Consider the following 21,257-nt stretch of genomic DNA (forward strand, 5'->3'; position numbering starts at 1 on the left):
TCGTCATCCTGGAAATTCGCCATGCGAGGGGTGCGGGGTTCCGGGTTCAGGAAGTCCGTCGCCGAGCTCACGGGACCCTAGTGAGCGGATTCCCCGGCCGGTCCCGGCGGCAGGAAGGCGGCGCCGTTCTGGTCGCGGAGCACGGTCAGCAGCCCGCGCAGCCCCGCTTCCAGCCGGTCGGTCTCGGCGTCCGTGAAGTGGACGGACGGCTCCAGCCGCAGGGTGTTGACGGCGCTGGCCGTCGGGAGGATCCGCAGGGCGTGGACGCGCAGCAGGTAGCCGGACAGCAGGTAGCCGAGCAGCCCGGCACGGGCCTGCCCGGCGATCACCTCGGCGGCGGAGTCCGACTGGTCGTGGAACTCCAGGCCGAGCATCAGGCCCTTGCCGCGGACGTCCTTGACGACCGTCCCGAACTCTCGCTGGAGCCCGCGGAGCATGTCCGCGAGCCTGCTGCCGCGCTCGGCGGCCAGCCGGTACGCCCGGCCGCCGTCCGCCTCCAGCAGGTCGACCGTCCGAACGGCGATCGACGTGGAGAACGCGTCCTTCGCGAAGGTCGAGCTGTGCACCAGCTCGAACTCCTTGCGGTAGCGCGAGCCGCGCACCAGGGTCACCGCCGCCTTGGCGACGCCGCCGCCCAGACTCTTGGCCAGCGTGATGTAGTCGCCCTGCAGGCCGAGGTGCGAACTCGCGAAGAAGGCGCCGGTGCGGCCCATACCGCTCTGCACCTCGTCGACGACGATCGGGATGCCGGCCGCAGCGCAGGCCTGCCGGATCCGCTCCGCGGTCTCCCGGTCGAACACCCGGATCCCGGCCTCGCCCTGGACCGGCTCCAGGACGAAGGCGGCGACGGTCGGCAGTCCGCGCTCGACGACGCGCACCGCGCCGCCGTCCACCGCGAGGTCGAACACGGTCCGGCGCACCGACTCGATCGTCTTGGCCAGGGCGTCCGGCTCGTGCACCGCGACGAAGCGGCACTGTGCCGCCAGCGAGGAGAACGGGGTGCGGAAGCCGGGGTTGTGGGTGAGCTGGACGCTGCCGACCAGCTTCCCGTGGAACGAGCCCTCCGGGGCCAGGAACACCGGGGGCGCCGCCAGGCGTGGTGCATTGGCGCGGCGGATCCCGGCGATCACCTCGTCCAGCGGGGCACCGGCCGCGACGCCCCCGGCCGCGGCCAGACGGTCGTACGCGGCCCCGCCGGCGAGTCCGGCCCCGCCGGCCGCCGCCACACGGGCCTGCTCGATGTTCCCGTCGATCTCCCCGGTCAGCTCGGTGAGGCGCGCGACCCGGTCGAACTCGGCGTGCTTCATCGCGATCTCGACCGCTTCGGCACCGCTGTTGGCGAAGATCGCCGAGTAGGGCTCGTCCGTGCCGAACTCGCGCCGGATGACGGCGTTCACCTTCTGCGCCAGCTCGTTGGCGTACGGGTGCTTCGAGAACTGCGCGTGGACCGGGACGCCTCCGTCCAGCAGCTCCTTCGCGTAGCCGACGATCTCGGGGTTGCCGTGCCCGAGGATCGTCGAGCCGTAGCCGCCGACGAGGTCGAGCACCGGGACCTCACGCCCCGTGTCATCGCGGAAGAAAAGGGTGTCCTTTTCCGCCCTGGAATAGTGGACGTTCAGGCCGAGTGAGGCGAGCAGACCCCCGAGATAGGGCTCCGCAAGGTCTTGCTCTGCAATCTCCGGGTTCATTTCGACTCGGGTTCCCAATCTGTGAGGGCCGACGTGTCCGGAACCATACCGACGGACCCGTAACGGGTCTGTAATCACGCGCTAATCGGCGCATCAGCCCGTGGTCACCGCGAGCTGTTCCGCCGGGAAAGAGCGCCGGGTTACCACTTCACGGAAGCCCGTGGACGAGACTGGTCGGCGGTTTGCGAGTCGCACGAGAAGTCCTCCATGAGAAGTCCTCCGGGAAAGGAAAAACCCGTGCACGGTAGCGAGGAATCGGCAGGCACCTCTCCTGCGGAGATCCCGGGAGCTGAGGGCGCGTGAGCACCGACGAGAACCAGCTCCGCCAGTACCTCAAGCGCGCTGTCGCCGACGCCCAGGCCAGCCGCAGGCGGCTGCGCGAGATCGAGGAGAAGGACCGCGAGCCGGTCGCGATCATCGGGATGGCCTGCCGGTATCCCGGCGGCGTGGACTCCCCGGAACGCCTGTGGCAGGTGGTCGCCGACGGCGTGGACGCGGTGAGCCCGTTCCCCGAGCACCGCGGCTGGCCCCTGGACCGGCTCTACCACCCCGACCCCGACGCGGTCGGCACGTCGTACACCGACCAGGGCGGATTCCTGCATGACGCGGACGGGTTCGACCCGGAGTTCTTCGGCATGTCGCCGCGGGAGGCGCTGGCCACCGACCCGCAGCAGCGGCTGCTGCTGGAGACGGCCTGGGAGAGCTTCGAACGCGCCGGGATCTCCGCCGACGCCGTCTCCGGCAGCCGGACCGGCGTGTTCATCGGGTCGATGTACCACGACTACGGATCCCGCCCCCACCTGCCGCCCGAGGAGTTCGAGGGCTACCTCTACAGCGGCAGCGCCGGCAGCGTCGCCTCGGGCCGGCTGTCCTACGTCTTCGGCCTGGAGGGCCCCGCCGTCACCGTCGACACGGCCTGTTCCTCGTCGCTGGTCGCCGTCCACCTCGCGGCGGCGGCGCTGCGCCGCGGCGAGTGCGACCTGGCCCTCGCCGGCGGTGTGACCGTCATGTCCACCCCGCAGGCCTTCGTCGAGTTCTCCCGGCTGCGCGGCCTGTCGGCCGACGGGCGCTGCAAGTCCTTCGCCGCGTCGGCCGACGGCACCGGCTGGGCCGAGGGTGCCGGTGTCCTGCTCGTGGAACGGCTGTCCGACGCCCTGCGCAACGGGCACGAGGTGCTGGCCGTGATCACCGGAACGGCCACCAACCAGGACGGCGCGAGCAACGGGCTCAGCGCACCCAACGGGCCCGCCCAGGAACGGGTGATCCGTCAGGCCCTGGACTCCGCCGGACTGACCGCCGCGGACGTCGACCTCGTCGAGGCGCACGGCACCGGCACCCCCCTCGGCGACCCGATCGAGGCCAACGCCCTGCTCGCCACCTACGGAAAGGGCCGCCCCGCGGACCGGCCGCTGCGGCTGGGCTCGTTCAAGTCGAACGTCGGGCACACCCAGGCCGCCGCCGGCGTCGGCGGGATCATCAAGGTGGTCGAGGCCATCCGCCACGGCGTCATGCCGAGGACCCTGCACGCCGACGACCCGACCCCGCACGTCGACTGGAGCTCCGGCGCGCTGGCCCTGCTCACCGAGCAGCGGGACTGGCCGGAGCTGGACCGGCCGCGTCGGGCCGCCGTCTCCGCCTTCGGCTTCAGCGGCACCAACGCGCACGTCATCGTCGAGCAGGCGCCGCAGCCGGCCGCCGAGCAGCCGACCGCTGAGCAGCCCGAGCCGCAGCCGGCCGCCGCAGAGCCCGAGCCGCGGCGGGCCCCGGCCGCCGCACCGCCCGCGCCCGTCCTGCCGTACGTCCTGTCGGCACGGTCCCCGCAGGCGCTGCGGGCGCAGGCCGAGCGGATCGCCGGGCTGCTCGCCGAGCGCCCCGACCTCGACCTGCTCGACCTCTCCTGGTCGCTGGCCACCACCCGGACGGCCATGCGGCACCGCGCCGTCGCCCTCGCGGGCGACCGCGAGGAGCTGCTGGACGGCCTCGACGCCCTCTGCGAGGAGGACCCGGCCGCGATCACCGGCAGCAAGGACGAGGGCCGGATCGCGTTCATGTTCACCGGCGGCGGCGCCCAGCGCGTCGGGATGGCCCGCGAACTCGTCGAGACCTTCCCGGAGTTCGCCGCGGCCTTCGACGAGGTCTGCGCCGCCCTGGACGCGCACCTGCCGCGCCCGCTGCGCACGGTGATCGAGTCCGGTGACGAGCTGGACCAGATCGACTACACCCTCGCCGCGCTCTTCGCGGTCGGGGTCGCGCTGTTCCGCCTCTTCGAGACGTGGGGCGTCCGCCCGGACTACCTGGTGGGCCACTCCACGGGTGAGCTGATCGCCGCCCACCTCGCGGGCGTGCTGTCGCTGTCCGACGCCGCGGTCCTGGTGACCGCCCGCGGGCGCCTCATGCGGTCGCTGCCGGAGGGCGGCGCGATGGTCGCCGTCGAGGCCACCGAGGAGGAGGTCCTCGAAACCCTCGACCCGGACGGGCGCGCCGTGATCGGTACGGTCAACGGCCCGCGTGCGGTGGTCCTCTCCGGCGACGAGGACGCCGTCCACGCCGTCGCGGCGGTCTGGCGGGAACGCGGCCGGTCCGTCAAGGTCCTGCCGATCCTGCGGGCCTCCCACTCCCACCGGATGGAGCCGATACTCGACGAGTTCCGCGGCATCGCTGAGCAACTCGCCTTCCATGAGCCGAAGTTCGGGATCGTGTCCACGGTGACCGGCAAGGTGGACCACGGCGACTGGACCACGCCCGAGTACTGGGTGCAGCAGATCCGTCGACCGGTCCGCTTCCTCGACGCGGTGCGCACCCTGGAGGCCGAAGGCGTCACCACCCTGCTGGAGCTCGGCCCGGACGGCGTCCTGTCCGCGCTCGCCGCCGCCGGCGCGGACCACGCGGTCGCGGTGCCCGCCATGCGCCGCAAGCAGCCGGAGCCGCAGTCGCTGGTGCACGCGCTCGCCGTGCTTCACACCCGGGGCGTGCCGGTCGACTGGCAGGCCTTCTTCGGCGCCGCCCGGGTGCGGCGGGTCGGTCTGCCGACGTACCCCTTCCAGCGCGAGCGGTACTGGCTGGAGCCCTCGGCCGATGCCGCGGCCGCCGCCGGTGCACCGGCCGGCACACCGGAGCCGCTCGGCTCGCTCCACCAGGTCGGCTGGCTCCCGGACGTCGTACGCCCGGCCGCTCGGGCTGTGCCCTGGGCCCGGCTCGGGAAGCCCGGCGACGCGGCGGACGGCAGCGCCGCGTCCTACGCCGACCTGGCCGCCTTCGGGCGTGCGCTCGACGCCGGCGACTCGGTCCGGGCCCTCGTCGTGCCGATCGACGCCCACCCGGACGGTGGGGACGCCCACCCGGAGGGTGGGGACGCCCACCCGGACGGGGCGCCGCACCGGCTCCTGCGGCAGACCGCGGACCTGCTGCGGGACTGGCAGGCCGACGAGCGGTTCGCCGACACCCGCCTGGTCCTCGTCACCCGGGGCGCCGTCGCCACGGCGGACACCGAGGCGCCGGACCCGGCCGCCGCGGCCGTCTGGGGCCTGGTCCGCTCCGCCCAGTCCGAGTCGCCCGACCGGATCCTGCTCGTGGACACCGACACCGACACCGACACCGACGCCGACACCAACGCCGGCGCCGAGCCGGTCCCCGTGGCCCTGCTCGCCGCCCTGCTCACCGCCGACGAGCCGCAGGCCGCCGTCCGGTCCGGCCGGGCCTTCGTACCCCGGCTCGGCCGGATCCGCGCCTCCGCCGTGCGCGGCGGCCAGGACGGCCCGGTGTGGAACCCGCAGGGCACCGTCCTCGTCACCGGCGGCACCGGCGTGGTCGGCTCCGCCGTCGCCCGCCACCTCGTCACCGAGCACGGCGTCACGCACCTCCTGCTGGCCGGTCGTACCGGCGCCGACGCCCCTGGCGCCGACCGCCTGGCGGCCGACCTGGCGGAGCTCGGGGCGACGGTCCGCATCGCCGCCTGTGACGTTGCGGACCGCGAGGCCCTCGCCGCGCTGCTGGACGGCATCCCCGCCGACCGGCCGCTGACCGGTGTCGTGCACGCGGCCGGAGCCCTGGACAACAGCCTGCTGCCGGCCATGACCCCGCAGCAGCTGGACGCCGCCCTGCGCCCCAAGGCGGACGCCGCCCGGCACCTCGACGAGCTGACCCGCGACGTGGACCTGACGGCGTTCGTGCTGTTCTCCTCGACCGTCGGGCTGTTCGGCGGACCGGGCCAGGCCAACTACGCCGCCGCGAACGCCTACCTCGACGGGCTCGCCGGGCACCGCCGGGCCCACGGCCTGCCCGCGACCTCACTGGCCTGGGGCCTGTGGGACGTCGAGGGCGGCATCAACGGGGCACTGGGCGACCTCGACCGGGCCCGCTTCGCCCGCGACGGCTTCGTGCCGATCGGCGTCAAGGAGGGACTGGAGCTCCTCGACACCGCCCTCGCCTCGGGCCGGCCCGCCGTGGTCACCACGGCGTTCGACCTGGAGGCCCTGCGCGCGCTCGACCGGGTCCCCCCGCTGCTGCGGGCCCTGGTCCCGGCCGAGACCCGGCGCGCGGACGGCGGCCCCGAGGTGCCGACGGCCCAGCAGCTGTCCGCGCTGCCTGCCGCCGAGCGCGCGAAGTTCGTCCTCGACCTGGTCCGCGGCCGGGTGGCCGCCGTCCTCGGCCTGGGCGACCCCGACGCCGTCGACCCCGAACAGCCCTTCCGGGAGCTCGGCTTCGACTCGCTCACCGCCGTCGAGATGCGCAACCGGCTCAACACCGTCACCGGCGCCCAGCTGCCGGCCACCGCGGTCTTCGACCACCCGACGCCGTCGAAGCTGGCCGCGTTCCTGCTCGCCCGCATCGCCTCCGAGGAGGCACCGCAGCCGCAGCCGGCCGCGCTCGCCGCCCTGGACGAGTTGGAGCAGGCGCTCGCCGCCGAGGACGGCAACGGCACCGGCGACGACCGTGACGAGATCACCGTCCGACTGCAGACCCTGCTGTCGCGGTGGCTGGAGACCGGCACACAGCCGGGAGAGGGGGCCGAAGAGGCCTTCGACGACTCCCTCGCCTCGGCGTCGACCGACGAACTCCTCGACCTCATCGACAACGAGCTCGGCCGCGCCCACCACTGACCTCCGACTCCTGGAACAGGTAACTCCCCTCATGGCGGATGAGAAGAAGCTCGCTGACTATCTGAAATGGGTCACCGCTGACCTACGCAAGGCCCGCCAGCGCATCGCGGAACTGGAGTCCGGCCGCACCGAGCCGGTCGCGATCGTGGGCATGGCCTGCCGCTACCCCGGCGGCGTCCGCTCGGCCGACGACCTGTGGCGGCTCGTCGCGGACGGCCGGGACGGCATCACCGAGTTCCCCACCGACCGCGGCTGGGACGTCGCCGCGCTCTACGACCCCGACCCGGACGTTCCGGGCACCACCTACACCCGGGAAGGCGGCTTCCTCGACGAAGCCACCCGGTTCGACGCCGGCTTCTTCGGCATCTCGCCACGCGAGGCGCTCTCCATGGACCCCCAGCAGCGGGTGCTGCTGGAGACCGCCTGGGAGACCTTCGAGCACGCGAGGATCGACCCGACCACCCTCAAGGGCTTCGACGTCGGCGTGTTCGTCGGCGCCGTGGAACAGTCCTACCTGGGGCTGGAGGGCCCGGAGGAGTTCGAGGGCTACCTGCTGACGGGCAAGCTCGGCAGCGTCGTCTCCGGCCGGCTCTCCTACTCCTTCGGCTTCGAGGGCCCCTCCATGACCGTGGACACGGCGTGCTCGTCGTCCCTGGTCGCCATGCACCTCGCGGCCCAGTCGCTGCGCACCGGCGAGTCGAGCCTCGCCCTCGCCGGCGGAGTGACCGTCGCGGCCACCCCCGGTGGGTTCGTCGACTTCTCCAGGCAGCGGGGCCTCGCCCCCGACGGCCGCTGCAAGTCCTTCGCCGCCGCCGCCGACGGCACCAGCTGGTCGGAGGGCGCCGGGCTGATCCTGCTCGAACGCCTCGGCGACGCCGTCCGCAACGGACACCGGGTGCTCGCCGTCCTGCGGTCGTCGGCGGTCAACTCCGACGGCGCCTCCAACGGGCTCACCGCCCCCAGCGGCCCCTCGCAGGAACGGGTCATCCGCACCGCGCTCACCGGCGCCCGGCTCGACGCCGCTGACGTGGACGCCGTCGAGGCCCACGGCACCGGCACCCGCCTCGGCGACCCCATCGAGGCGCAGGCGCTGCTGGCCACCTACGGGGCCGCCCACACCCCCGAACGCCCGCTGTTCCTCGGCTCGTTGAAGTCCAACATCGGGCACTCGGTGGCGGCCGCCGGGGTCGGCGGCGTGATCAAGATGGTCCAGGCGTTGCGGCACGCGGAACTCCCGAGGACCCTGCACGTCGACGAGCCCACCCCGCTCGTCGACTGGGACGCGGGTGCGGTCGCGCTGCTCACCGAGCACCGCCCGTGGCCGCGGACCGGCCGGCCGCGCCGCGCCGCGGTGTCCGCGTTCGGCGTCAGCGGCACCAACGCGCACCTGATCCTGGAGCAGGCACCCGAGCAGGAGCCCGTCCCCGTCCCCGTCCCCGTCCCCGCCCCCGTCCCCGCCGCGCCCGCGCTGCTGCCGCTGTCCGCCCGGAGCCGCCAGGCCGTGGCCGCCCAGGCCCGCAGCCTGCTGGCCTTCCTGGCGGACCACCCCGGCCTGTCCGCCGCGGACCTCGCCCACTCGACGGCCACCACCCGGGCCGCGCTGCCGTACCGGGCCGTGGTCGTCGGTGCGGACACCGAGGCGCTGCGCGCCGCGCTGCGGCCGCTCGCCGAGGACGGCGGCCGCACCGCCACCGCACCGCCCACCCGCGGCGGGCTCGCCTTCCTCTTCACCGGCCAGGGAGCACAGCGCGCCGCCATGGGCCGCCGACTGTACGAGGCCTTCCCGGTGTACGCCGAGGCCTTCGACGCGGCGTGCGCCGCTCTCGACCCGCACCTCGACGTCCCGCTGCGCGAGGTCCTCGACGACGAGGACCTGCTGCACCGGACGGGCAACGCGCAGTCGGCGCTGTTCGCCCTGGAGGTCGCCCTGTACCGACTGTACGAGGCGTGGGGCGTCACCCCCGACCACGTCGCCGGCCACTCGATCGGCGAGTTGGCCGCCGCCCACGTCGCGGGCGTGCTGTCGCTGCCCGACGCGGCGGTCGTGGTGGCCGCCCGGGGCCGTCTCATGCAGGCCCTGCCCTCGGGCGGTGCCATGGTGGCCCTGGAGGCCGCCGAGGACGAGGTCGTAAAGCTGCTGGAACGGTCCGAAGGGGCCGTGTCGATCGCCGCCGTCAACGGCCCGGCGGCGACGGTGGTTTCCGGCGACGCCGACGCCGTCGACGAGATCGCCGCGACCGCGCGGTCCTGCGGTCGGCGCACCAAGCGGCTCCCCGTCAGCCACGCCTTCCACTCACCGCACATGGACCCGATGCTGGAGGAGTTCGGACGCGTCCTGCGGAAGGTCACCTTCCACGCGCCGTCCGTCCCCCTCGTGTCGACGCTCACCGGCCGCCCCGCCACCGAGGAACAGCTCCGCTCCCCGGAGTACTGGGTCGACCAGGTCCGCCGGCCGGTCCGGTTCCACGACGCGGCCCGCACCCTCGCCGAGCTGGACACCACCGTCGCCCTGGAACTCGGCCCGGCCGCCGTGCTGTCGGCGCTGGTCGCCGAGGGCACCGACATCACCCCGGTGCCCGCCGTGCGCACCGGCCCGGCCGAGGCGCAGGACGCGCTCGCGGCGCTCGGCGCGCTGTGGTCCGCCGGGATCCCCGTCGACTGGCCGGCGGTCTTCGCCGGAACCGGCGCCCGTACGGTCGACCTGCCGACCTACCCGTTCCAGCGCGAGCGGTACTGGCTGGAGCACGTCCCGGCCGCCGCGCCCGCGACGGCGGCGCCGACCGCACGGGAGTCGCTGCTCCACGTCGGCTGGACCCCGTTCGACGCGGCCCTCCCGGTCTCCCCGCCCGCCCCGGCGGTGCTGGACCTCGGGGACGCCGACGTCCTGGGCCTGCCCGAGTCCGCCGGGAGGTCCTTCGCCGACATCACGGACGCGCTGGCCGCCCTGGGCACGGACACCCCGTACGACGCCCTGCTCGTCCCGCTGGCGTCCGACCCGGGCGGGGACGTGCCGCAGCGGGCGCAGGACACCGCGCAGCGGGTGCTGGCGCTGGTCCGGTCCTGGCTGGCGGACGACCGGACCGAGGACGTCCCGCTCGTCGTCCTCACCCGCCGCGCCGTCGCCGCCGACGAGGCCGGCACCGATGTCGCGGACCTCGTCGCCGCACCCCTGTGGGGCCTGCTGCGCTCGGCGCAGTCCGAGGCGCCCGGCCGGATCGTGCTGGTCGACGTGGACGAGGACCCGGGCTCGCGGGCGGTCCTGCCGGCGGTCCTGGCCTCCGGCCGGCCGCAGGTCGCGGTCCGCTCCGGCCGGCTGCTCGCCCCCGGCGTCGCCGACCTCCCCGCCGCGGTTCCCGCAGACGGCACACCGGGGGGCGGGACCCGGTGGCGCACCGGCGGCACCGTCCTCGTCACCGGCGGCACCGGTGCCCTCGGCGGGCTCTTCGCCCGCCACCTGGTCCGCGTCCACGGGGTGTCCCGGTTGCTGCTCGTCAGCCGCAGCGGGCCGCAGGCGCCCGGCGCGGCCGAACTGGCCGCCGAACTCACCGGCCTCGGCGCCGAGGTGCACCTCGTCGCCTGCGACCTCGCCGACCGGGACGCCCTCGCCGCCCTGCTGGACGCCGTTCCGGACACCCACCCGCTCACCGGGGTCGTGCACGCCGCCGGCGTGCTCGACGACGGCATGATCCGGGACCTGACCCCGGACCGGCTGGCCGCCGTCCTGCGGCCCAAGGTGCACGCCGCCTGGCACCTGCACGAACTCACCCGGGACCGCGAGTTGGACGCCTTCGTCCTGTTCTCGTCCGTGGCGGGTGTCATCGGCGGCACCGGCCAGGCCAACTACGCCGCCGCCAACACCTTCCTCGACGCGCTGGCCGCCCACCGGTCCGCCCTCGGCCTGCCCGCCGCCTCCCTCGCCTGGGGCCTGTGGGCGCACGAGCGCGGCATGAGCGGGCACCTGACCCGCACCGAACTCGACCGGATCGCCCGCTCCGGCCTCCTCACCATCACCGAGGAGACCGGCCCCGAGCTGCTCGACCTGGCGCTCGCCACCGGCCGCCCCGCCCTCGTGGTCACGCCGGTCGACCGGGCCGCGCTGCGGAGCAACGTCCGCCGGGCGCCGCTGCTGCTGCGCAGCCTCGTCCACGACCCGGCGGACACGGACGGGTCCGAGGCCCAGGCCGAACTGCGGCCGGAGCGGCTGGCCGGACTGCCCCAGGAGGAGCGGACCGCGCTCGTCTCCGCGTTCGTCCACCGCGAAGTGGCCCTCGTACTCGGCCACTCCGCAGCCGGGGCGGTCGAGGGCGAGCAGCGCTTCTCCGACCTCGGGTTCGACTCGCTCACCTCGGTCGAACTGCGCAACCGGCTCGGCGACGCCACCGGCCTCAAGCTGCCGCCCTCGCTCGTCTTCGAACACCCCACCCCGGCGCGGCTGGTGGAGCACCTGGCGGCCCTGCTGTCCGCCGCGGGCGGGGGAGCGTCCGGCGCCGCCGGCGCCGACCTCGCCGCGGAGGTGCGTCTCGACGCCGAGATCCGGCCGACCGGCGAGGTCAGCCGGGTGGCCGCCGACCCCCGCGAGATCCTGCTCACCGGCGCCACCGGGTTCCTCGGCGCCTTCCTGCTCCGCGACCTGATGCGATCCACCCGGGCCACCGTGCACTGCCTGGTGCGGGGCACCGACCCGGCCGAGGCGACCCGCCGGCTGTACGAGAACCTGGAGTGGTACCGGGTCCGCGACGACATCGACCCGGACCGGCTCTCCGTCGTCGTCGGCGACCTGGCCGCCCCCCGGTTGGGGCTCACCGAGGCCGCGTTCGACGACCTCGCCCGCCGGGCCGATGTCGTCTACCACGCCGGCGCCACGGTCAGCTGGGTGCGGCCGTACACCGAGCTCGCCGCCGGCAACGTGGGCGGCACCCGGGAGGTCCTGCGCCTCGCCGCGGCCCACCGGACGGTCCCGGTGCACTACGTGTCCACCACGGGCGTGTTCCCCGCGCCCGGCCCCGCTGCCGCGCCGGCCACCGTGACCGACCCGACCGGCCCCGGGCACCTGCTGCACAACGGGTACCTGCAGAGCAAGTGGGTGGCCGAGCAGGTCATCGAGCTCGGCAGGAGCCGCGGACTGCCCGTGTCGGTCTACCGGGTCGACGTCGTCAGCGGCGACCGGGAGAGCGGCGCCTGCCAGACCAAGGACTTCGTCTGGCTGAGCCTCAAGGGCCTGCTGGAGACCGGAGCGGTCCCCGACAGCCTCGCCGGTGTCCTCCACATGGTTCCGGTGGACTACGTCAGCGGCGCGATCACCCACCTCGCGACCCGGGAGGACGCCGCCGGCCGGACCTTCCACCTCTACAACCCCCAGGACCAGACCTTCACCGAGTTCGTCGGCCACCTCCGCGCGTTCGGATACGACCTGCCCGAACTGGACTGGGACGCCTGGTCGGTCCGGGTCCGCCAGGACCGGAGGAACGCCGTCGTCCCGCTGCTGGACTCCTTCGAGGGGATGAACGCCGGCAGCGGTACCACCACCTATCCGCCCATCGACGTCTCGGAGACCGACCGCGCCCTGCGCGGCACCGGCATCACCTGCCCGCCGGTCGACCGGGACCTCTTCCACACGTACGTGAACTTCTTCGTCCGCGCGGGCTGGTTCCCGCCCAGCGGGCCCGCCCGGGACGAGCAGAAAGGGTGACCACCACCGTGGAGAAAGCTGACCGAGAGCGCGTAATCGTACTCGGCGCGAGCATGGCGGGCCTGCTGGCCGCGCACGTGCTGGCGGACCGGTACGCCGACGTCGTCGTGATCGACCGCGACGACCTCGCGGAGGACGACTACGGCCGGGCGCACAACGAGACCCGGCGGGGTGTTCCGCACGGCGGGCACCTGCACAACCTGCTGGCCGCGGGCCTGCTCGCACTGGAGGACCTGCTCCCCGGCATCACCGAGGAGCTCACCTCGGGCGGCGCGGTGGCCGGCGACGGCACCGCCGACGTGCGGTGGGTCGTGAACGGCACCCGCATGCCCAAGCCACGCTCCGGCCTGCCCCTGCTGTCGGTCAGCCGGCCGCACCTGGAGCGGCGGATCCGCCGGCGGGTGCGCGCGCTGCCCGACGTGACCTTCCTGGAGCGCACCGAGACGGTGGAGCTGCTGACCACGCCCGACCGGTCCGCCGTCGTCGGCGTCCGCGTCCTCCAGGGGGACACCCACCGCGACCTGACCGCCGACCTGGTCGTCGACGCGACCGGGCGGCGCACCCGGACCCCGGGGTGGCTCGCGGAACTCGGCTACCCCGTGGTCGAGGAGGAGCAGCTGGTCGTCAACGTCGGCTACACCACGCAGTACTACCGGCTCTCCGCGGACCGGACGCCCGCCGAGGTCTCCATCGACGTCGGCGGTTCGGCGGCGGTGCCGAGGGGCGCGCTCTGGGCCAGGATCGAGGACGGCTGCGGCGTGGTCACCGGCTACGGCGTGGCCGGCGAGTACCCGCCCCGCGACACCGCCGGCTTCCACGACTTCCTCAAGTCGCTGGCCGCCACCGACATCTACGAAGCGGTGCGCGACCAGGAGACGCTCGGCGAGCCGTTGTCCTACCGGTTTCCGGCGAACCTGCGCCGGCGCTACGAGCGGATGGAGTCGTTCCCCGACGGGCTGCTCGTCATCGGCGACGCCGTGTGCAGCTTCAACCCCGTCTACGGGCAGGGCATCTCGGTGTCGGCCCTGGGCGCCACCGTGCTGCGCGACCACGTCTCCCGGCCGGGGCCGGTGGACCCGAGGGCGTACCTCGCCGACCTCGCGGCGAGGGCCGTCGACCACGTGTGGGAGCTGACCACCGGCGCCGACAGTGCCTTCCCCGGCGTGGGCGGCGAGCCGACCGAGGAGCAGCTGGCCGAGTACGCCTACCTGGACCGGCTGCTGGACGCGGCGTCGCGGGACGGGCAGCTGCTCGTCGCCTACGCCCGGGTCGCCTTCCTCCTCGACCCGGTCGCGGCGCTGGTCGCGCCGGAGGTCCAGGAGGCGATCGAGCAGGCCCTGGGCCCGGCCGACCGGCCGTAGCGGACGGCTCCCCGACGGCGCCGCCGTCGGGCGGTCTTTCCCCGGTAATCGCGCGCGGCACCGCACGGCCGCGCGCGATTACCGGCAGGAGACCGGATCGGGGAGTACCCGCTGATAGCGTCCGGATCAATCCGAGCAGGTGCCACGGAACCGGAATGGAGAAAAGGCGTCGTGAGCGATAGTCAGTACACGCTGGTGGCCGACATCGAAAAGCACCAGGAGGCGTTCGGAATAGCCTTCAACTCCGGTGACGCGGAGGCGGTCAACGCGATGTACACCGACGACGCGGTCGGAATGTGGGATCCCGGATTCCCGGTCTACGGCGAGGACCGCCGGGTCTACGTGACGGAATTCCTGGCCAAGCGCAAGCCCTCCGTCGAGGCGACCGTCCGCCAGCAGCTGGTGGTGGGCGACACCGCGATGCTGATCGTCGAGTGGCAGATGGAGGCGCTCGACGAGAACGGCGAGCCCGAGCACCTCGAGGGCGTGGCGATCGACGTGCTGCGCCAGGGCGAGGACGGCTACTGGCGCTACGTCGTCGACAACCCGTTCGGCGTGAGCGGCCCCTGGGACGCCGAGGACGCGCCCCAGGGCTGACCCCGGCGCCGCAGGCGTGCCGCACCCGGCTCCCCGACCGCCGCCGGCTCCGGCGGACCCCTCTTCACAACCACCGCGGCCCGCGCCGCACGAGAACGAGTACGGAGACTCCCGTGACCACCTCTTCCCCCGCCGATTCCCCGGTCACCGTCGTCGGCCTGGGCCTGATGGGCCAGGCGCTCGCCGCGGCCTTCCTGGCCAAGGGCCACCCGACGACGGTCTGGAACCGCTCGGCCGGCAAGGCCGACCAGCTCGTCGCCAAGGGCGCGACCCTCGCCGACTCGGTCCGGAGCGCGCTCGAGGCGAGCCCGCTCGTCGTCGTCTGCGTCTCGGACTACGACGCCGTGCACGGGCTGCTGGACCCGGCCGTCTCCTCCCTGGCCGGCCGCACCCTGGTCAACCTGACCACGGCGAGCTCCACCCAGGCCCGGGAGACCGCCGAGTGGGCGGCCAAGGCCGGCATCGACTACGTCGACGGCGCGATCCTGGCGATGCCCCAGGCCATCGGCACCGCCGAGGCGACCCTGCTGTACGCCGGTCCGAAGGACGCCTTCGAGAAGCACCAGGCCACTCTCCTGGCGCTCGGCGAGACCGGCACCGTCTACCTCGACGAGGACCACGGCCTGTCGGCCCTGTACGACATGTCCGTGCTGAGCATCATGTGGGGCGTCCTCAACAGCTTCCTGCACGCCGCCGCCCTGCTGGGCACGGCCAACGTCAAGGCGACGACGTTCGCGGAGATGGCCACCACCGCGATCAACGTGACCGCCGACTACGTCTCGGCGTACGCGCAGCAGATCGACGACGGGGAGTTCCCGGCCACCGACGCCACCGTCAACGTCCACGTGGGCGGCATGCAGCACCTGCTCGAGGAGAGCAAGGCGCTCGGAGTCAACGCCGACCTGCCGCGCTTCTTCCTGGAGCTGGCGCAGCGCGCGGTGGCCGACGGAAACGCCGAGGACAGCTACGCGGCGCTGATCAAGCAGTTCCGCAAGCCGTCCGCCTGATCTTTTCCGCGGCGGGTGAAAGCGAAGCGGGGAACCCGGGTCGGTTGCCTTTCGATCCGGATTCCCGGCTTCGTCGATTTTTCACAGAAACGTTTCATCGAACCTGAGTCCGACCAGACGGGGGAATACTTGTGTCCGACAGTCACGGCAGATCGAAGAAGGCCGCGTCCCGCAATTCCTTCTCGCGGAGGGACGTGCTGAGAACGGGTGGCCTGGCCATCGCGGGAACCGCGCTCGGCGCCGGTCTTCCCGGAATCGCGGAGGCCGCCGAAGGCGGGGACGTCACCTTCCGTAACACGTACGACACCATCGTCGTCGGGGCCGGCATGGCCGGCCTCACCGCGGCCCGCGAACTGCGGAAGAAGGGCCAGCGCGTCCTCGTCCTGGAGGCGCGCAACCGCATCGGCGGGCGCACCTGGACCGACACGTTCAACAGCTGGGAGATCGAGCGCGGCGGCGCCTGGGTGGACCCGCTGCAGCCGCACGTCTGGCGCGAGATATCCCGCTACAACCTGACGGTCGTGGCCGACCAGGGCCCGGAGCGCGTGCTCATGCCCTCCCCGACCGGGTTCGCCGAGAGTGACCCGGTCACCGCGTACACCCGGCAGGGCGAGCTGTTCACGCCCTTCTTCGAGGGCTCGCGCGAGTACTTCCCCAAGCCCTACGCGCCGTTCACCCGCGAGGACCTGATCACGCCGCTGGACCGCTTCTCCCTGCGTGACCGGCTGGACCAGCTGAACCTCTCGCCGGCCGACGAGATGCGGATGACCGGCACCACCGGCCTGTACGGCTCGCCGAGTTCGCGCGGTTCGCTGCTGCAGCTCGCCCAGTGGTGGGCCCTGGCCGGCTGGAACTACACGGGCTTCTCCGGCGTCAACACCTACCGCCTGGCGCGGGGCACCATCGCGCTGGCCCAGGCGATCCTGGCGGACGGCCAGCCGGACCTCAAGCTGGGCTCCCCGGTCGCCTCCGTCACCCAGCAGTCCGGCCAGGTCAAGGTCGTCACCCGGGCCGGACACGCCTACACCGCGGCCCAGGTCGTCATGGCCGTGCCGGTCAACGTCTGGAAGGACATCACCTTCAGCCCGGCGCTGCCGCAGGCCCACCGCGACGCCACCACCCAGGGCTACGGCGTACCGCGCCAGCGGAAGCTGTTCCTGGACCTGGCCGCCCCCGCCGACCGGTTCATCGCCGAGGCACCCGAGGGCTCGCCGTTCGTCATCATGGGCCGGCTCAACGACAACGCCCCCGTCGTCGCCTTCTCCGTCGACGCCACCCTGGACGTGAGCAATCGCTCCCTGGTCGAGGCCGCCGTGCGGCGGATCCTGCCGTCGGCGACACTGCGCGACTACACCGTGACGGACTGGGAGGCGAACGAGTTCTCGCGCGGCGGTCCCGCGTACCGCCGGCCCTACCAGCTCACCCGGTTGCACAAGGCGATCAACCAGCCGTTCGGCCTGGTGAAGTTCTGCGCGGACGACCTCGCCCTCGGCTGGATCGGCTACATGGACGGCGCCATCGAATCCGGCCTGCGGGCCGCCGGCTCGCCGACGCTGTCGCCGACGCCCGGCGCGACGCCGCCGTCGGCCGTCGCCCAGCGCGTGGCCCTCCCGGCGGTCGACCGCAAGGTCTACCGGTCCATCGTCGGTCTGTGACAACAACTCAGCGGCCTTCAGATCAGGGGTAGTCATGCCGGCGCAAGAGAAATCCGCAACCGAACCCGTGGAAGCGCTGTTCTCCTGGTTCCGCCAGATGCAGGGACAGCACGCGATCCACCACGACGACGAGTACGGGTGGCAGCTGTTCCGCCACGCGGACATCACCCGAGTGCTCACCGACCCGAAGACCTTCTCCTCGGACACCGTGCGGCTGTTCAACGAACCGCAGCCGGACCTCGACCTGTTCCTCACGGGGAACCTGGTCACCAACGACCCGCCCCACCACCGCAGGCTGCGTCGGGCCGTCAACCAGTCCTTCACCCCGCGCGCGGTGGCGGGCCTCGCGGAGCGGATCACCCGGACCACCGAGTCCCTCCTCGACGGGCTGTCCGGAGCGGACACCTTCGACCTGATCGACGCGGTCGCCTACCCGCTGCCGATCATCGTGGTCGCGGAGATGCTCGGCCTGCCGCCCGAGGACGTGCCGATGTACCGGGCCTGGGGCGACGCGCTGGGCGCGCTCGACGCGGCGACCGTGCCGCCGAAGGTGATGGAGTCCGAAGTCGCCCCGGCCATCCGGGAGATGAACGAGTACATCCTGGGCCACGTGCACCGACGCCGGCAGAACCCGGCCGACGACATGCTCACCGGGCTGGCACACGCGGTCGTGGACGACGAGCCGCTCCGGGACGCCGACCTGATCGGTCTGGTCGGCCTCACCCTGTTCGCCGGACACGCCGCCTCGATGGCGATGATCGGCAACGCCATCCTCACCTTCGACCGCCATCCCGAGGCACTGGCCGCCGTACGCACGGACCGCGGGCTGCTGCCCGGCGCCATCGAGGAACTGATGCGCCTGTACCCGCCCTTCTCCCGGATGGCGCGGGTGACCACCACCGAGACCGAGATCCGCGGGCAGCGGATCGGCAAGGACGAACTGGTCACCCTGTGGGTCGGCGCGGCCAACCGGGACACCGAACGCTTCACGGACCCCGACCGGTTCGACATCCACCGCGACACCGGCGGGCACATCGCCTTCGGGCAGGGCATCCACTTCTGCCTCGGCGCCCCGCTGGCCCGGCTGGAGGTCGGCATCGCGCTCAACGCGCTGTTCGACCGCTACGACGACATCGCCGTGGACCACGCGGCCGGCGTCGAGTTCGAGAACCCGATGCAGATCATCTGCCCTCGGCGGCTGCCGGTCCGGGTGTCCGGCTGACGCCGGCCCCGCAGCCGACCCGCGCGGCCGTGTGCAACCAAGCGCCGGGCCGCGCGGGGTGAGCGGGTGAAGGGGCAGGGGCCACGGGTGGCCGGCCGGGGCGTGCCCCCGTGCTCCGGCCGGTCTCCCGGGTCCCTGCCCCTCCACCGCTCGCAGCTGCCACCACCCGCCTGCGGCGTTCAGACCGTGGTGGCCCCGGATGTCTGAGTGGCCGTCAGGCCACCGTCCACGGCGTGCCGCCGCGCCCGCCGAGGCGTGCAGTGCTCACCCGGTCACCTCGCGCATGACGCCTGTGCCTGCCCCGAGCACGGCCAAGGCGTGACCCAGGCGTACCCGGGACACGCCCATCGCTTCAACTCGCGCAGCCGCCGATCAGCCGCCTCAGCCCGCCAGCAGCGCCTTCGCGGCCGCGATCACCGGCACGCCCACCTCGCCGACCAGCGCCGCGATTCCGGAGATGCGCTGCACCAGGCCACGCCGGCGCTCCGCAGACGTCTCCTCGGCGATCGAGCCGGCCGCCGTGTCCACCTCTGCCCGGTCGTTCTCGTCCAGGTGCGGGCGCAGTTTCTCGATCTCCCGCAGGAGGGCCTCCACCGCGGGTCCTCCTGCGGTCGTGCCGACGGTCTTGCCGCCGGCCACGATGTCACCGGAACCGGTGTGCTCGGCCTTGCCGATGCTGCCCGAGCCGTACTGCTGGATGTGGTCGCCGCTCATGATCCTCCGATGTTCCCGCTACCGCTGTGCTGGGCCTTGCCGATGCTGCCGTCGCCGTACTGGTGGATGACGTCCCCCTGCACCGCGTGGGCCACGTTGATGACTGTCTGTGCGACGTCGGGATTGCCGATCGCCTTGGTGATCTCGTAGATCAACTGCTGGATCTCCTCCTGCCGCGTGGACCAGACGGCCTCACGCTGGGTGCCGGAGGTGTTGAGGACCAGGCCGTACACCGGGGGCTTCTGCAGGGCCGAGACCAGCCTCCAGACCAGAAGCGCCTCGACGGCGAGGAAGACGATCGTTCCCACGGTGCCGGCGAAAGAGGCGAATATGCCGCCCAGGATGAACCAGCCGATGCTCTGGAGGATGAACTTCCTCCACGCGGCACCCTTGTCGACGGTCAGTCGTCTCTGGCCGACATGGGAGATGTTGCGCAGCGGATAGGCCTCGCCACCTACCCACAACACACCTTCATTGATTGTTACTTGGGCCACCAAGGGACCCTCCTGCCCACTCCTGGACGATGAGGTGTGGAGCATAGCGAAGCCGATGCGGACACGAGAGGGAAATCACACGTTCCGCCCGTCACTTTCGAGTGACCGTCGTGGCGACGGGCCGAGCTCGAGCAAGATCCGGTGGCGAAGAGGAGGATCGACCGTCACGGGGCACGTGTTGCACCCGCTGCCCGGTCCACCGGCTCCGGCGATCAAGATGCTCAAGCGCCGGATATTCGGCCGGGGCCGGCTTCCGGCTGCTGGGGGCGCAGCACCGGGGTGGTCCCCGGACTGCGGAGGTGAGCGGGCCACTCGAGCATCTCGGCGGCGTGCGGTTCGGTGGCTTTCGCCACCCCCGGGGCCTGGACGGCCAGCAGACGGTGGGACTCGGGCCGGAGGGCCGGGCCGAGGGCGACGGCGGCGCTGCGCACGGCCTCGGCGGTGGCCGGGGCGACGCCGGGCAGGTGTTGGGCGGCGAGACGCAGGGCGCGCTCCTGGACGGCATGAGCCGGGTGGGCGAAGGCCACGCTGACGGCGGGCAGCAGGCCGTCCGCCGTGGCGGGGTCGCGGCGCAGGGCGGCGGCGGCGCGGCTCAGCTGGGAGGTGGCGAGGGTCTTTTCCGGGCGGGCCAGGACGGCGGCCGTCAACTCGGTGAACACCTCGGCGGAGAGCCGGTCGTCCACGGGCACCAGCGCCGCCTGGGCGGCCTTGGCGGCGGTCGGTGCGCCGTCGGCGGCCAGCCGGACGTGATCGCCGGCTCGGGCGAGGACCTCGTCGGGGTCGAGCGCCAGCGCGGCGTACAGCCGGAGGAAACCTCGCAGGTTGCCGGGCCGGTCGCCGCGCAGGAGCTTTCCGAGGCAGAGGTCGATCAGCTCGGCGCGGTCGAGCACGCCCTCGCCCGCCAGGGCGGTGAGCGCCTTGGGCCACTCGTTGTCCGGCCCGAAGCGGGCGGCGTAGGGATCGGTGAACTCGGTTCCCACGTCCGGGACTTCGAACAGACGGCGGACGAACTCGGACAGCCTGGGCTGGGCGCGCAGCCAGGAGAGCAGGGTGTCGTGGTGCGGCACCGGCTCGCGCAGGCCCCGCATGGCGAACCACTCGCCGATCTCGCGGTGGTAGGGGTAGCGGATCGAGCCACCCTCGCGCAACCAGCCGATCAGGTAGCCGTCGGTGACGGGGACTTCGGCGCCCGACCAGACGGCGAGGCCGTGGGTGATCAGCCACCGGTCGTGGCGGCCCCGCGCGGGCAGCCACTCGGCGAGCCGGACCGCGAGTTCACGGTGGAACGCCTGGTCCCGGTGCGGCGAGAGCAGGGCCGTCAGCAGGACGTGGTGGTCCGGGTTGGTGGAACCGCCGCCGGGCAGGGGCCAGGTGATGTCGAGGAGCGGGCGGGCCGTCAGCCATTCGAGGGCCTGGGCGGCAGTGGCGGCGGAGTGGATCCCGGCGAACTGGAGCGCGGCGAGCTGATCGTAGGCGGCGGAATACCGGGTGGTGTCGCCCGAGGAGAGCTCGCGCGAGAGCTCGGCGCGGAGCCTGCGCAGCGGAGCGCGCAGATGGCCCAGCTCGGCGGCGGGCACGGGGGAGAGCCGTTCGATCACCCCCTGCGGAACCCGTGCGGCGATGAGTGCGCGCATCTCCTCCCAGCTGATCGTCCCGCTCTCGGGATCCGTCACGATGCCCCCTCCACCAGGTCTGATCGACGTTCGTGAACATAGCGCTCACCCCTGACAA

The 21,257-nt window shown here is 73.2% G+C and carries 10 protein-coding genes and 1 pseudogene; 7 read left to right on the forward strand and 4 right to left on the reverse strand.

Features of this window, described 5'->3' with window-relative positions:
* Nucleotides 1-77 precede the first annotated feature (77 nt).
* Nucleotides 78-1,688: an aspartate aminotransferase family protein gene (locus ACIQ87_RS01450; RefSeq protein WP_402399809.1), complete on the reverse strand. Its 1,611-nt coding sequence runs from the start codon at nt 1,686-1,688 to the stop codon at nt 78-80.
* Nucleotides 1,689-2,008: 320 nt separating this feature from the next.
* Here ACIQ87_RS01450 and ACIQ87_RS01455 point away from each other — a divergent pair.
* The 7 genes and pseudogenes from ACIQ87_RS01455 to ACIQ87_RS01485 all read left to right on the forward strand — a co-directional run.
* Nucleotides 2,009-6,787 (forward strand): annotated as a pseudogene (locus tag ACIQ87_RS01455) (type I polyketide synthase); the annotation flags it as partial.
* Between the two features lie 61 nt (nt 6,788-6,848).
* Complete coding sequence (locus ACIQ87_RS01460; RefSeq protein WP_402400018.1) at nt 6,849-12,476, forward strand: thioester reductase domain-containing protein; 5,628 nt, start codon at nt 6,849-6,851, stop codon at nt 12,474-12,476.
* 8 nt (nt 12,477-12,484) lie between these two features.
* Nucleotides 12,485-13,837 (forward strand): FAD-dependent oxidoreductase, encoded by a 1,353-nt coding sequence (locus ACIQ87_RS01465; RefSeq protein ID WP_402400021.1) that lies wholly within the window; start codon nt 12,485-12,487, stop codon nt 13,835-13,837.
* Between the two features lie 171 nt (nt 13,838-14,008).
* Nucleotides 14,009-14,434: a YybH family protein gene (locus tag ACIQ87_RS01470; protein ID WP_402399812.1), complete on the forward strand. Its 426-nt coding sequence runs from the start codon at nt 14,009-14,011 to the stop codon at nt 14,432-14,434.
* 113 nt (nt 14,435-14,547) lie between these two features.
* On the forward strand, nt 14,548-15,441 hold the full coding sequence (locus tag ACIQ87_RS01475; protein WP_392871011.1) for an NAD(P)-dependent oxidoreductase: 894 nt from the start codon (nt 14,548-14,550) through the stop codon (nt 15,439-15,441).
* Between the two features lie 194 nt (nt 15,442-15,635).
* Nucleotides 15,636-17,096: a flavin monoamine oxidase family protein gene (locus ACIQ87_RS01480; RefSeq protein WP_402399816.1), complete on the forward strand. Its 1,461-nt coding sequence runs from the start codon at nt 15,636-15,638 to the stop codon at nt 17,094-17,096.
* Nucleotides 17,097-17,193: 97 nt separating this feature from the next.
* Nucleotides 17,194-18,318 carry a cytochrome P450 gene (locus ACIQ87_RS01485; protein WP_402399819.1) on the forward strand — a complete coding sequence of 375 codons (1,125 nt, stop codon included), beginning with the start codon at nt 17,194-17,196 and terminating at the stop codon, nt 18,316-18,318.
* A gap of 381 nt (nt 18,319-18,699) precedes the next feature.
* Here the strand turns inward: ACIQ87_RS01485 and ACIQ87_RS01490 are convergent, their stop codons facing one another.
* The 3 genes from ACIQ87_RS01490 to ACIQ87_RS01500 all read right to left on the reverse strand — a co-directional run bounded on the left by ACIQ87_RS01490 (nt 18,700) and on the right by ACIQ87_RS01500 (nt 21,199).
* Complete coding sequence (locus ACIQ87_RS01490; RefSeq protein ID WP_402399822.1) at nt 18,700-19,032, reverse strand: hypothetical protein; 333 nt, start codon at nt 19,030-19,032, stop codon at nt 18,700-18,702.
* On the reverse strand, nt 19,029-19,571 hold the full coding sequence (locus ACIQ87_RS01495) for a DUF6232 family protein (protein ID WP_402399825.1): 543 nt from the start codon (nt 19,569-19,571) through the stop codon (nt 19,029-19,031). Before ACIQ87_RS01495 ends, ACIQ87_RS01490 begins: the two co-directional genes overlap by 4 nt.
* Before the next feature lie 176 nt (nt 19,572-19,747).
* The gene (locus ACIQ87_RS01500; protein ID WP_402399828.1) at nt 19,748-21,199 is read right to left on the reverse strand and encodes a hypothetical protein; all 1,452 of its coding nucleotides are present in this window, start codon (nt 21,197-21,199) and stop codon (nt 19,748-19,750) included.
* Nucleotides 21,200-21,257: the final 58 nt, after the last annotated feature.

Origin of the sequence: Kitasatospora sp. NPDC096204 (genome assembly GCF_044763205.1) — a bacterium.
Classification (GTDB): domain Bacteria; phylum Actinomycetota; class Actinomycetes; order Streptomycetales; family Streptomycetaceae; genus Kitasatospora.